Annotated in this window: 12 protein-coding genes; 9 read left to right on the top strand and 3 right to left on the bottom strand. The window is 64.5% G+C overall.

Annotation, left to right across the window (positions count from 1 at the left end; genetic code table 11):
* Positions 1-47: 47 nt before the first annotated feature.
* Positions 48-602, top strand: a complete 555-nt coding sequence (locus tag AC1VON_RS25225) for an AAA family ATPase (protein ID WP_483125238.1) — start codon at positions 48-50, stop codon at positions 600-602.
* A 60-nt stretch (positions 603-662) separates the two neighbouring features.
* Here the strand turns inward: AC1VON_RS25225 and AC1VON_RS25230 are convergent, their stop codons facing one another.
* Positions 663-1,868, bottom strand: coding sequence for a multidrug effflux MFS transporter (locus AC1VON_RS25230; RefSeq protein WP_172349857.1), 1,206 nt, complete (start codon positions 1,866-1,868; stop codon positions 663-665).
* 189 nt (positions 1,869-2,057) lie between these two features.
* Between AC1VON_RS25230 and AC1VON_RS25235 the strand changes: the two genes are divergently transcribed.
* From AC1VON_RS25235 to AC1VON_RS25250, 4 genes are all read left to right on the top strand, one after another.
* Positions 2,058-2,747 carry a TetR/AcrR family transcriptional regulator gene (locus AC1VON_RS25235; protein ID WP_483125239.1) on the top strand — a complete coding sequence of 230 codons (690 nt, stop codon included), beginning with the start codon at positions 2,058-2,060 and terminating at the stop codon, positions 2,745-2,747.
* Positions 2,748-2,893: 146 nt separating this feature from the next.
* A complete protein-coding gene (locus AC1VON_RS25240; RefSeq protein ID WP_172349855.1) occupies positions 2,894-3,430 on the top strand; it encodes an SspB family protein in 537 nt (178 codons plus the stop codon).
* Between the two features lie 17 nt (positions 3,431-3,447).
* Positions 3,448-3,642: a DUF4169 family protein gene (locus AC1VON_RS25245; protein WP_172349854.1), complete on the top strand. Its 195-nt coding sequence runs from the start codon at positions 3,448-3,450 to the stop codon at positions 3,640-3,642.
* Positions 3,643-3,652: 10 nt separating this feature from the next.
* Positions 3,653-3,877 carry a ribbon-helix-helix domain-containing protein gene (locus AC1VON_RS25250; protein WP_172349853.1) on the top strand — a complete coding sequence of 75 codons (225 nt, stop codon included), beginning with the start codon at positions 3,653-3,655 and terminating at the stop codon, positions 3,875-3,877.
* Positions 3,878-3,980: 103 nt separating this feature from the next.
* Here the strand turns inward: AC1VON_RS25250 and AC1VON_RS25255 are convergent, their stop codons facing one another.
* Positions 3,981-5,783: a chloride channel protein gene (locus AC1VON_RS25255; RefSeq protein WP_483125240.1), complete on the bottom strand. Its 1,803-nt coding sequence runs from the start codon at positions 5,781-5,783 to the stop codon at positions 3,981-3,983.
* Positions 5,784-5,933: 150 nt separating this feature from the next.
* Between AC1VON_RS25255 and AC1VON_RS25260 the strand changes: the two genes are divergently transcribed.
* The 3 genes from AC1VON_RS25260 (at position 5,934) to AC1VON_RS25270 (ending at position 7,723) form a co-directional block, all read left to right on the top strand.
* Positions 5,934-6,371: a MarR family winged helix-turn-helix transcriptional regulator gene (locus AC1VON_RS25260; protein ID WP_483125241.1), complete on the top strand. Its 438-nt coding sequence runs from the start codon at positions 5,934-5,936 to the stop codon at positions 6,369-6,371.
* 125 nt (positions 6,372-6,496) lie between these two features.
* Positions 6,497-6,802 carry a hypothetical protein gene (locus AC1VON_RS25265; RefSeq protein WP_483125242.1) on the top strand — a complete coding sequence of 102 codons (306 nt, stop codon included), beginning with the start codon at positions 6,497-6,499 and terminating at the stop codon, positions 6,800-6,802.
* A 33-nt stretch (positions 6,803-6,835) separates the two neighbouring features.
* Positions 6,836-7,723: a sigma-70 family RNA polymerase sigma factor gene (locus tag AC1VON_RS25270; RefSeq protein ID WP_483125243.1), complete on the top strand. Its 888-nt coding sequence runs from the start codon at positions 6,836-6,838 to the stop codon at positions 7,721-7,723.
* A 46-nt stretch (positions 7,724-7,769) separates the two neighbouring features.
* Here AC1VON_RS25270 and AC1VON_RS25275 read toward each other — a convergent pair whose 3' ends face one another.
* Positions 7,770-11,729: an AsmA family protein gene (locus AC1VON_RS25275; RefSeq protein ID WP_483125244.1), complete on the bottom strand. Its 3,960-nt coding sequence runs from the start codon at positions 11,727-11,729 to the stop codon at positions 7,770-7,772.
* Between the two features lie 132 nt (positions 11,730-11,861).
* Between AC1VON_RS25275 and AC1VON_RS25280 the strand changes: the two genes are divergently transcribed.
* Positions 11,862-12,848 (top strand): Dyp-type peroxidase, encoded by a 987-nt coding sequence (locus tag AC1VON_RS25280; protein WP_483125245.1) that lies wholly within the window; start codon positions 11,862-11,864, stop codon positions 12,846-12,848.
* Positions 12,849-12,871 lie beyond the last annotated feature (23 nt).

Here is a 12,871-nt window from a genome sequence, read left to right on the forward strand (position 1 = left end):
TGCCTTCGGGCAGCCATGCGTGCGCCCCTTTCTCCATGGATAGGACATTGCAAAACGATTCCGATCGATTCTTCGTGCTGACCGGCGGCCCGGGCTCCGGCAAGACCACCTTGATCGAGGCGCTGAAACAAGCAGGCTTCCCGACAGCGCCGGAAGCCGGACGCGGCATCATCCGCGATCAGGTGGCGATCGGCGGCCCTGCCCTTCCCTGGCAGGATCGCGCGCTCTTTGCCGAACTGATGCTTTCCTGGGAGCTGCGCTCCTGGCATGCCGCGCATGCCGAATCCGGTCCGGTCTTCTTCGATCGCGGCGTGCCGGACACGATCGGCTACCTCAGGCTCTGCGGCCTGCCGGTGCCGGATCACGCCGTCAGCGCGGCGGAGAAATTCCGCTATGCGCGCCGTGTCTTCATCGCGCCGCCCTGGCCGGAGATCTTTGCGCCGGACAAAGAGCGCAAACAGACGCTCGACGAAGCCAGGCGCACCCATGACTTGGTGGCTGGCGTCTATGCCGAACTGGGGCACGAACTGGTGCCCCTGCCGCTTGTGCCGGCGGAGGACCGCGTCCGCTTCATCCTCGATGAGGTCGGCCTGCGGGCATAAGAGCTCGTGGGCAAGAGAAAGGCCGGGACGAACCCGGCCTTCTCATGCGTTTGGGTTTGCTTATTCCGCTGGCGCCTCGACTGCCTCGCGCGAACGGCCGAGCGTGACCTTGGCCAGCGTGAACGAAATCACCGCGCAGAGCGTGATGCCGGCGACCATCGGCAGCGGCGTGCCGTCGAAGAACACACCGGCGACGCCCATGGCGAGCGCGCCGATGGCGAAGTGCAGCGTGCCCATCAACGCCGAAGCCGTGCCGGCGATCTCGCCATGCTCTTCCATGGCCAGCACCGAAGTGGTCGGGATGACCAGGCCGAGGAAGCCGTATCCGACGAAGAGCAGTGCCGCCATCACATCGAGCCGGTCGATACCCGTCGCCATCACCGCGAGCAGCACCACCATCGTCGAGGCATAGCCGGTCACCGCGACGCGCACCACGCGCCGCAGCCCAAAACGCTCGGCCAGCACTCCCGTCAATTGCGACATGCCGATGAAGGCGACCGCATTGATCGAGAAGAACACGCTGTAGACCGAAGGCGAAAGCCCGTAATGGTCGATCAGGATGAAGGACGAGCTCGACAGATAGACGAAGAAGCTCGCAATGCCGAAGCCGGCGATCGCCACGAGGCCAAGGAAATTGCGGTCCCCCATCAGGAAGCGGTAGCCGGCAAGTGCGGTTCCAAAGGAAGAACCGACGCGTTCTTCCGCCGGCCGCGTCTCCTTGAGCGAGGTCGCGAGCAGGATGGTGGCAAGGGCCGCCGCACCAGTCACCGTCCAGAAAACGGCACGCCAGCCGAAATTCTCGATGATCTGGCTGCCGGTCAGCGGCGCCAGGATCGGCGACACCGAAAACACCAGCATCAGCAAGGACATCAGCTTGGCCGCCTCATTGCCTGTGTGCAGGTCGCGCACGATCGCGCGCGGCACGGCCATGCCGGCGCTGGCGCCAAGGCCCTGCAGGAACCGGAAGGCGATCAGCCACTCGATGGTCGGCGCCATTGCCGAACCGATGCCGCCGACCATGAACAGCGCAAGGCCGCCATAGAGCGGCAGCTTGCGGCCGACCATGTCGGAGATCGGCCCGACGACGATCTGACCGAAACCCATCGACAGAAAGAAGATCAGCAGGCTCATCTGCACGGCGGCGGTGCCGGCGTGCAGATCCGCCCCGATCGACGGCAGAGCGGGAAGATACATGTCGATCGCGAACGGGCCGATGGCGGACAACAGGCCGAGCACGACCGCGATGCGGAGGAATTTGGGACTCATGATATTGGCTTCTTTCGAATCTGGCTGCCGCCGCCAGGCGACGTCTAACCCTAGGACGGTCCACCCCGCGAGATTCCGACTCGCCAAGAGCGAATTCTATTCGCTTCCCCAATGCGAAATCTCTTTGTATCCTGTCCACAAATTTAGACACTCTTGTCTAAATGGTCAATCGCCTCTATATAGATTTTCATGAGACCGGGCGTTTCTCCTGACACTTTCCCGCCACGCGGCCACGAGGCCAAGCGCCTGTCGATCGTCGACACCGCGGCGACCGTGTTCTGCCGCGAAGGCTTCGCCGGCGCCAATATCGACCTGATCGCCGCCGAGGCGGGCGTCTCGCGCCAGACCGTCTACAACCACCATGGCGACAAGGAAAAGCTCTTCATGGCCGTGGTGCGCGACCTCACCGAGCGCTGCAATGTCGGCATCTTCGCCACCATAGCCACCTTTCCCGACCAGCCGGGGGATCTCGAAGCCGACCTGATCGGCTTTGCCGTGCGCCTGAACCAGAACTGCATCTGCAACCGCGACGGAAAATTCCTGCGCAAGCTGATCCAGACCGAAGGTGAGCGCTATCCCGAATTGTTTGCCGAATGGCGCGAGCAAGGCCCGGGCAGGACATGGCCGGCAATCGCCGCCCGCTTCGCCCGCCTCGCCTATGGCGGCTACCTCGCAATCGATGATCCCGACGTCGCGGCGCGCCAGTTCCTCGGCCTGGTCAATGCCGAACTGCAGACCACCTTCATGCTCGGCGGCACGCCGCGCGAGGATGAGGTGGTGCAATCGGCGACAAACGGCGTGCGCACCTTCCTGCGCGCTTTCGGCAAGCGCCCCACGGCGGCCAGCGTGAAAAAGCACGCTACGCTGGCTAACGCATAACATTTGCGGTTGCCATGAAGCCGGCTTGCCGATCAAATCGTTTGCAATAGTCCTCGCTTCGACGCGGCGGTGATCTATATGCGGTTTACGCCGCGCTCAAGCTTGATTACAGCTATGCGGACGATTCAACGGAACCCGACCACCACATGGCCGACGACCACATCCGCTACGACATTCTGGCCCAGGAGGCGTTGCGCGGCGTCATGCGCAAGGTCCTGGCCGAGGTCGCACGCACCGGCCTCCCCGGCAACCACCACTTCTTCATCACCTTCCTGACCGGCGCGCCCGGCGTGCGCGTGTCGTCGCGGCTGCGCGAGCGCTATCCAGAGCAGATGACCATCGTCATCCAGTTCCAGTATTGGGACCTGAAGGTGACCGACACCGGCTTCGAGGTTGGCCTGTCCTTCTCCGACGTGCCCGAGAAACTGGAAATTCCGTTCTCGGCCGTGCGCGGCTTCTATGATCCCTCGGTCAATTTCGAGCTCGAGTTCGACGTCAAGACCGACACCCAGCCCGATGAGGAGCCGGCCGCCCCCGCCCCCGAGCCGCTGACCATCGTCTCCGAGAAGAAGCCGAAGGCCGAGAAGAAAGCCGCCGCCGAAGCGGAGAAGAAGCCCGCCGCGGCTGAAGCCGGCACCAAGGGCGCCGAAGTGGTTTCGCTCGACGCCTTCCGCAAGAAATAGGCTCCCGGGCTCCCGCCATGGCCGACATCGTCAATCTCCGCCAGGCTCGCAAGCAGAGGGCGCGGGACGAGAAGCTGCGCATCGCCGAACAGAACCGGGCCCTGCACGGCCGTTCCAAGGCGGACAAGCAACGCGATCGGCTGGTCACCGACAAGGCAGAAAGATTTGTCGAAGGCCATCGCCTCGAGCCGTCCGGCAAGGACGAGCAATGAGCGTTCGGCCGTGAGCGTCGTCGAAAAGCGCTCGGTGACCATCCGCGGCCATCGCACCAGCTATTCCCTTGAAAAACCCTTCTACGACGATCTCGTCGCGATCGCGGCGCAGAGAAAGCTGACGCTCGCCGCACTCGTGGCTGAAGTCGACGAGACCCGGCCCCGCGATACCAACCTGTCCTCGGCGCTGAGGCTGCACGTGCTGCAATGGGCCAAGCGCGGAACGGACACCTGAACTAGACCAATTCCAGGAAAAGCGTGAAGCGGTTTTCCCACAGGAATAGCGTCAAAACAAAGAGTTGGATCGGTTCACCGTTTCCATGAAACGGGGAACCGATCTAGGCGCGCGCGACTGGGTCCGTCTTTTTCCCGCGCCTGGTGCCGAAGCCAAGCAAGGTCGAACGATCACGCTCCTCGGCCTGTTTTCTGGACCGCACGCGCATCAGATCCTTCCAGCCGACATAGCCAACCAGCTTTGCGTCCTCGCGCGAGACGACCGGCAGATGCGACACATTGGCCATCAACAGCTTGTCGGACAGACCTTCCAGATATTCGTCGGGAAAAGCCAGCGTCACCTTGCTTCCGGCGAGCAGCTCGCCGAGCGTCGCCGTCCTGTGCGTGCCGGCACGGCGCCAGCGCAGGATCGCCGGCGGATCGATGAGGCCGAGCACCTGCCCGTTCTCATCGACTACGGGAAAACTCGGATGGCGTGTTTCCGGCGCGGTCAGGAAGGCCGCCGCGCCATACAGCGTCATCGTCGCCGGCACGCTCTCGACCTGCGACGTCATAACCTCGCGCACCCTGGTCAGCGCGAACGGATCGACACGATATTCGCGCACCAGGTGGTGCCCTCGCCTGGCGATCTTCTCGGTCAGGATCGAACGCTTCATCAGGAGCACCGTCACGGCATGCGCCGCCGCACAGGCCGCGATCAGCGGCACCAGCACATGCGTGTTGCCGGTCAACTCGACGGCGAAGAAAGTAGCTGTCAGCGGCGCGCGCATCGTGCCGCCCATCGTGGCGGCCATGGCCAGCAGAGCCCAGAAGCCCGGATCCGCCGCGGGCAGAATCCCGGCAAGCACCGCGCCCATTGCGCCACCCATGATCAGCAGTGGCGCCAGCACGCCGCCGGATGTTCCCGAGCCGAGCGCCACCGACCAGATGATCGCCTTGACCACAAGCAGGAGAAGTGCCGCGGCGGCGATCGTGCGGCCATCCAGCATGTCGGCGATGTTGTCGTAGCCGACGCCGAGTGCCCGTGGTTCGATCAAGCCGCCGATGCCGACCACCAGGCCGCCGATCATCGGCCACCACATCCAGTGGATCGGCAATTTCTGGAAGGCGTCCTCGCAGGCATAGACCATCTGGGTGAGCAGTCCCGACAACAGGCCGGCGCAGATGCCGACCAGAACCCAGCCGCCGAGCCCGGTGAACGACACCGCCATGCCGCCCTGGAACGGAAAGATCGGCCCGGGCAAATGCAACACGGTGCGCTCGACCTCGGCCACGATGGCCGCCACCGCCACCGGAATGAAGCTGCGCGGAGTCCATTCGAACAGAAGCAGTTCCACCGCCAGCATGATCGCGGCGATCGGCGTGCCGAACACCGTGGTCATGCCCGCCGCCGCCCCCGCCACCAGCAGCGTCTTGCGCTCATTGTCGGTGACCGGCAGCATCTGTGCGATCAGCGAGCCGATCGCGCCGCCGGTCATGATGATCGGGCCCTCGGCGCCGAAGGGGCCGCCGGAGCCGATCGAAATCGCCGACGACAGCGGCTTCAGGATCGCAACCTTGGCATCGAGCTTCGAGCGCCCGAGCAGGATCGCCTCGATGGCCTCGGGAATGCCGTGGCCACGGATCTTCTCGCTGCCATAGCGCGCCATCAGGCCGATGATCAGTGCGCCTATCACCGGCACCACCACCGCGGCGTAACCGAGCGGCGTGTCCTGCAACTTCAGGTCGTCGAGCGTGAACTGGCCGAAATAGGCGATGTTGGTGGCGAGCCGGATCAGTTTCAAAAGCACGATGCCGGCGAACAGCCCCGCCGTGGCGACCACCACGGCAATGGTGGCAATGGTCAAGACTCGCGCGTCGGTGGTGAAATCGCGCAAGTGACCGTTTTCGGAATGATGGGGCTTCATGGCTGGCTTTCTGGTGGCGGCCGGATCTCGGATATGCGGCACGGGCGAAGACGCCAGCCGGCTTTGTCGGTTCGCTATGTATCGTAACACGATATAAATTCAAGCCGGTTTGCATCAAAACCGTTTGAGCCTTTTGCCGGAATGGAACAAATGTCTGGAATGACGCAGCCCGGAAAATCTCGCCCCGCCATCAAACAGGCCGACTACCAGCGGCTGTCCGAGTTCCGCTACCTGATCCGCCGCTTCCTCGAATTCAGCCAGCTGCAGGCGGAAGACGCGGGCCTGACGCCGCGCCAGCACCAGGCTCTGCTGGCGATCAAGGGATTTCCGGGCGGCGGACCGGTGACGGTCGGCGACCTGGCGGAACGCCTGCGCATCCGCCACCACAGCGCGGTCGAACTGGTCAATCGCCTCAGCGAGGCGGGCTTGGTCGCGCGGGATCAGGACAAGGATGACCATCGCCGTGTGCTGCTGCGATTGACCGAGCGCGCCGACGATTGCCTGGCCGAACTGTCGGCGGCGCATCTCGACGAGCTTTCTCGCATCGAGCCCATGCTGCGGCGCCTGCTCGACCAGGGCCGCGAGTGACGCCCAGGCGTCTTGCGCCGGATGGCATTGTCATTTTTCGCGGCGCCCGAATCCTTCGACCTCGCCGCAACGTCTAGGGGATGAAGGCTTCAAAGGGCGCAAGGCAATCGAGAGGAAGACCCGCGATGAAACGCCATCTGATACGCTACAAGACGAAACCCGAACGGGCTGACGAGAACGAGCGGCTGATCAAGGCCGTGTTCAAGGAGCTACGCGACAAATCACCGGACGGCGTTCGCTACATGACCTTGCGGTCCCCCGACGGGACATTCGTCCATCTGGTCGAGACGGAAACCGATGCCCATGCCGAAATCATCACCAGACTGGCCGCATTCGAGGCCTTTCAAAACGGCATCAGGGATCGCTGCAGCGAACGTCCGCAACGCGACGAGATGACCGTGGTGGGCAGCTATCGGATGCTGGATGAGTGACCGGGGCAGACGACGTCATCGAACGGGAGGCTTATGAACATTCCCATTCCCGGCGAGCAGCATCGGCTCTTTGAACGCCTGTCTGGGGAATTGCGCCCCAAGCTGCACCGCTATTGTGCCCGCATGACGGGTTCGGTCATCGACGGCGAGGACGTGCTGCAGGAGGCGCTGGCCAAGGCATTCGAGGCGTTGCTCAGCGCCGGCCCGATCGCCAATCCGGAGGGCTGGCTGTTTCGCATCGCGCACAATACGGCGCTCGACTTCCTGCGCCGGCGCTCCCGCGAAAAGACCTCCGCCGATGAGGACCCGGACATGATCGTCGACCCGGTAAACCCCACCATCGATCGTCAGGCCGCGGCCGCCGGGCTGCATACCTTCATGCGGCTTCCCGTCGCGCAGCGAAGCAGCGTCATCATGATGGACGTCCTGGGCTATTCCCTGCAGGAGATCAGCGCGACGCTCGACACCAGCATCCCCGCGGTCAAGGCGGCGCTGCATCGCGGCCGCGACCGGCTGCGCCGGATTGCCGACGAACCGGACGACCGCCCTCTTCCCAGTCTGGGCGCCGCTGAACGACTGCTGCTCGATGCCTACATCGATCGCTTCAATGCCCGCGATTTCGATGCGGTGCGCGACATGCTGGCGCAAGAAGTGCGGCTGGAACTGGTGGCCAGGACACGGCTCAACGGCCGCAAGGAAGTGGCCACCTACTTCCACAATTATTCCCGAGTCCAGGATTGGCGTCTCGTGCCCGGCTTCGTTGAAAACAGGCCGGCAATCCTCGTCCGCGACCCTAACGACCCAGCGGCCCGCCCCGCCTATTTCATCCTGCTGGCCTGGCAGGATGGCAGGCTTGCCGCCATCCGCGATTTCCGCCACGCCCGCTACGTCGCCGACGGCGCCGAACTGTCCATCCTTTGAGAGAATTGTCCTTCAGGAGAGCACCTGGGAAGGCCGCCCTACTGCCCTACTGCAACGACTTCAGCAGATTGTCGATCGTGAACGGATTGGACTTCGGCTTGGCCGGCGGTGGATTGTCGTTGGCCTCGGGCAGCGGCGCACGCTCGACCCTGGGTGCCTGTTCCGCGGCCTTGCGTTCGGCCTCGAGCCTGGCCTTTTCCTGCGAAGCGATGCGCAGCGCTTCTTCCGCCTTCTGCCGTTCCTGTTCGGCCTGCGCCTTGGCGGCTTCGTCGGCGGCCTGCTGCTCGGCCGCGGCTTTCGCATCGGCATCGGCCTTTGCCTTGGCGGCTTCGTCGGCCTGGGCTTTCGCCTCTTCGTCGGCCTTCGCCTTAGCCTCCGCTTCAGCCTGGGCCTGGGCTTCAGCCTCCGCTTTCGCCTTGGCGTCCGCCTCGGCTTTCAGCCGCGCCGCTTCCTCCTGCTGGCGCAATTCTTCCGCCGCCTTGTCGCGTGCGTCCTGCAGTGCCGCGTAATAGCGCACCTCGCGCCGCAGCCTCTGCTTTTCGAGCAGCGCCGCCTGCATCGCCTCGACGCGCTGCTGCTCTTTCTCCAGCGCGCGCTGGGTCAGGAACTGCGCCAGCGGCTCGCTGTCGAACTGCCGCGTGATGGCGCCGAAAGGCCCTTCGGCGGTGAAATTGACGACCGGCTCCGAACCGACCAGCGCCTCGTCTCCTGGCCGATAGGTGATCGCGCCCTTGGCGGAGACCGTGCTGGTGTTGAGATCCGCCGTGATGTCGGCGGACAGGGTCGCCGCCGGGTTTTCAAGGCTGATCGGCGGCGCCCGCAGCGTACCGCCGGCAATCGTGAAGGCGATGTCGGCATCCTTGGCGGCGAAACTGCCATCGGCCGCGATCCCGGGCGCGAAGCCGGCGGTCTTGGCCACGTCGATGTCGCGCCCGATCGCGTCCGCCTTGGCCAGGAAGGCGCTGAACGCATCGGGGTTGACGCCGGCGACCTGCAAGCCCCTCAGCGTCGCCGTACCGGAGCCGGACAGAGCGGCGATCATCGCATCGACCGACTTGCCGCTGGTCGACAGCGTCGTCGAGAAATCGCCGATGCCGCCAATGCCGGCATCCGGCAACACGTTCGCCAGATCGGCACCCGCCAGTTTCATCTGGCCGGTGAAGAGCCCGGTGCCTTCATTGTTCTTCAGCTCGAACAGGCCGGTCAACGCACCACCAAGAAGCTTCGCCTTGAGGTCCGAAACACGGATGCCTTCCTTGTCGAGCTTGAGCGAAAAGGCGGCGTCATAGGCGGTGGCGAACGGTCCGGCGGCAAGGGCTGATGTCGTCAGGTCGAGGTCGGCGGTGAACGGCAGGCTGGATTTCTGGCTGAAGGGCGAGGACGGCCAAGCGCCCCCCTTGTCACTCGCGCTCTTGTCGGCCCCGTTTTTCTTGTCAACAAGGAAAGCGGAATCGCCGAACAGCGCCACGGCCATCGGATCGAGATCGAGCTCATCGAGCGCCAGCGCGCCGGCCAGATGCGGAATGCCGTCCTTGGTGTCGATATTGACGTCGCCTGAGACCGCCGCTTCGTTGATGGCGCCGCTGACACTGTCCAGCACCAGCAGCCCGTTGCCGTAGTCGCCTTGGGCCGAGAGCGACGTCGACATGCCCGCTCCCATGCCCGGCAGGCCAATGCCTGTCGTCATCAGCCAGGGTTCGATGTCTGCGGCATCGAGGTCGATCCTGCCTTTGGCGGTAGGCCCTTGCGGCGTATCGGCGATCGTCCCTTCGAAGCCGGCCTTGAAGTCATTGCCGACAAGGCTGAAAGTCGTCGCCAGGCCGCCGCCAAACGTGCCTTTGGCCTGGATGTCCGTGTGTGCCTCGCCCAGCATGCCAAGCGGCAGCGCCGGCAGGCCGTAAAGCGCCAGCAGTGCCGTGGCGTCCGGGTTCTTGGCGTTAAGGGTCAGCGTCACCGGTGCCTCAAGCAGTCTGTCCAGCGTCCCCTTCCCCGACAGCGAAGCCGAAAAGGCCGAGCCTCCGGCGTTACCCTGCCCGCTTACAGCCAATCCCGTCGTGCCGTCGCCATTGTCGGCGGCGCTCGCCACAAGGTCGACACGCGCATCCTGGAACAGATCCGGATAGGCCGACGCACGGCTCGCCAGCCCCTTCAGCACCGCATTATTGGGATAATGCTGCGCGGCAACGTCGATCAGCGGCTTGAGGTCGACAGCAACGACGGAAGCGTCGAGCTTGCCGGTCGGGCTTGCCGGGAAATCCTTGATCCGGCCCGTGGCGCTGATCGAGGCGCCCGCCAGCCCGCCGACCGACAGCCGGTCGACTTCAAGCAAACCGTCGCGCAGCCTGAGCGCGGTGTCGACCGTGTCGGCGGTCAACCCTCCGGCACTGACCGGCCCTGCCTTGATCTGGAAATCGAGATCGCGGTCGGCAAAGCGGTTGGCCCCCTTGTCGCTGACGAAGATCGAGGCGAAGGCCGCCAGCCCATCCACGTCAAGCTCGCCGCCTTCAAGCCGCATCAGCACCGATGGCCTGGCTTCGTCAGGCTGGCTGGAATCGATGCGTCCGGAAAACTTCGCCTTGCCCAGGATCAGTTCGAGGTCGCTGAAGGCCTGGCGCTTCTCGGAGAGATCGACCTTGGCCTTGAAGCCGGCGGCGGGCAGACGGCGGATCGCCTCGTCGACATCCTTCGACAGCCAGGCGGCAAAACCGGACGGCTGCGCCACCGCCAACAGCAGCGAGCCGGTGAAGCCGAAATGGTCCTCGACCCTCAGCATCCCATTGGCTTCCAGCGTGGTGCGGCCGGGCAAGGTCGCGGCCAGCGATTTCACCGACCAGCCCCCTTCGACCGGCTCAGCGGAAAGATGGACATCGCGCACCGTCGTATCGCCGGCCACCACCGCCGGCAGCTTCACCTCGACGGTGCCGGGTATGGTCGGCTTCGGCAGCCCGAGCAGCGCCTGCTCCAGCCCGGCAATGCGCTGGTCGAGCGTCAGGCCGGCGCCGGCCTCGGCACCGACCGCCTCGTCGAACTGCACCTGCGCGCCATTGGCCTCGATGGCGAAACTCGGCTTCTGGCCGAGATCAACCGAGGCCTTGCCGTCGGCTGTATAGGGATTGTCCAGCGGTCCGGTCTCGAAGCGGAATTCATCGACGCCGAGCTTCTGGTGGTCGAGCGAGAACTTGCCGTTCAGCCGGAAGCCCGGATCGGACTTGCCGGCGCTGACCTTCACGGTCTCGCCATCGTTGCCGCGCAGTTGGGCGCTGTTCTTGTCGGCGCCAGAAATTTTGAACTGGCCGGAATAGACGGCGGCGCCGTTGACGATGCCGGCATTGCCGTCGGTCTCGATGACCAGCGGATAGGCATCGGGATCGGCCTTCAGGCGAAGCCGCATCTGGCCATTGCCTTCGGCCTTGCCGGTCGACGCCGCGACTGTGGTGCGCAACCCGTCCAGCCGCAACGTGCCATCCATGCGCCATGGGCCGGCCAGCGACTTGGCCGAGATGGTCGAGTTGATTTCGGACAAGACATGGCTGCGTCCGCCCGCGGCATGGCGCAGTTCGATCTGCCCCTCCGTCACCGTCAGCTTCTCGATCGAGATCTGGTTGAGATCGAAGGGCGAGGACGGCCGTATCGCCCAGTCGACCGTGCCGTCATTGGCGATATCGATGGTCGCCTTCGGGTGCACCAGCCGCATGTCGAAGATCAGCACCTCGCCGCGCAGGAAGGGCGCCAGTTCCGCATCCATCGAAAACGTCTCGACGGTCATGGCCGGCTGGCCGTTGGGGCCACCGGCGACGGCGACGTTGGAGAAGGTCACCGAGGGGAACGGCAAAAGCCTGGCCGTGGCGTCGCCCTGCACGGTCACCTTGCGGCCGAGGATCGCGCTTGCCTCGCGCTCGAACTGGGCGCGGTAGCCGGTCCAGTCGACAAAATACGGTCCCACCAGCGCCGCGCACAGCACCAGCACGAACAAGCCACCGAAGATCACGAACAGGCGTGCGAGCATCAGCTCCGAACAGGTTGATTGAAATTCTGCCGCACTCTACCCGCATCCGCGTGTCGATAAAGAGGCAATTCATCCAGTATTGCGTCATCCCGGACGATCTGAAACAAATCCGGGAAAAGCGGAGATTTTCGGATGTCGAGTAAGAACTGGGACCGTGTGCCGATCGATGCGCAGAGCGTCGATGCTCCGCTTTCGCAATCGGCGATTTTCCTCGTTGTCACGGTCGCCGCGGAACAGCCGGCCCTGGCCAAGGTTTGTTCCGTGCTCGGTGAGCTTGACGACCTGGTCAAGACTGTCGGGTTCCGCGACCTGGGCGGCCATCTGTCGTGCATTGCCGGCATCGGCCGCGATCTCTGGGACCGGCTCAGCCCCGGCCGGCGGCCGCTGGAACTGAAACCGTTCGCGCCGATCAAGGGAGCGGTCCATTCGGCGCCCTCGACACCGGGAGACCTCCTCTTCCACATCCGGGCCGAGCGGCCCGACATGTGCTTCGAGTTCGAGCGTATCCTGCTCGACAGGCTTGGTCCCGATGTGACCGTCGTCGACGAGGTGACCGGCTTTCGCTACTTCGACGCTCGCGACCTGCTCGGCTTCGTCGACGGCACCGCCAACCCGACCGGCCTCGACCTGCCCGCCTCGGCGCTCGTGGGCGACGAAGATGGCGACTTTGCCGGCGGCAGCTATGTCGTCGTCCAGAAATATCTGCACGATATGCAGGCCTGGGCGCGCATTCCGACGCCCGAGCAGGAGGCGATCATCGGCCGCACCAAGATCGACAACATCGAGATCGATGATGACGACGCGCCGCGCAAATCGCACAAGTCGCTGGCCACGATCGAGGATGCCGACGGCAACGAGTACGACATATTGCGCGACAACATGCCGTTCGGCCGGCCCGGGCAGAATGAGTTCGGCACCTACTTCATCGGCTACAGCAGGTACCTCTGGGTCACCGAGAAAATGCTGCAGCGCATGTATGTCGGCGACCCGCCGGGGGCTTACGATCGGCTGCTCGACGTCTCGACACCGCAGACCGGCACGACATTCTTCGCGCCGACCCGTCCCATGCTGCAGACCCTTGTCGAGGGCGCGCAGGAGCAGCTTCCCGCCGGACGGTAAAGCGGCGGGCCGACAGCCATTGT

The organism is Mesorhizobium sp. HAY1-8B (genome assembly GCF_056868045.1).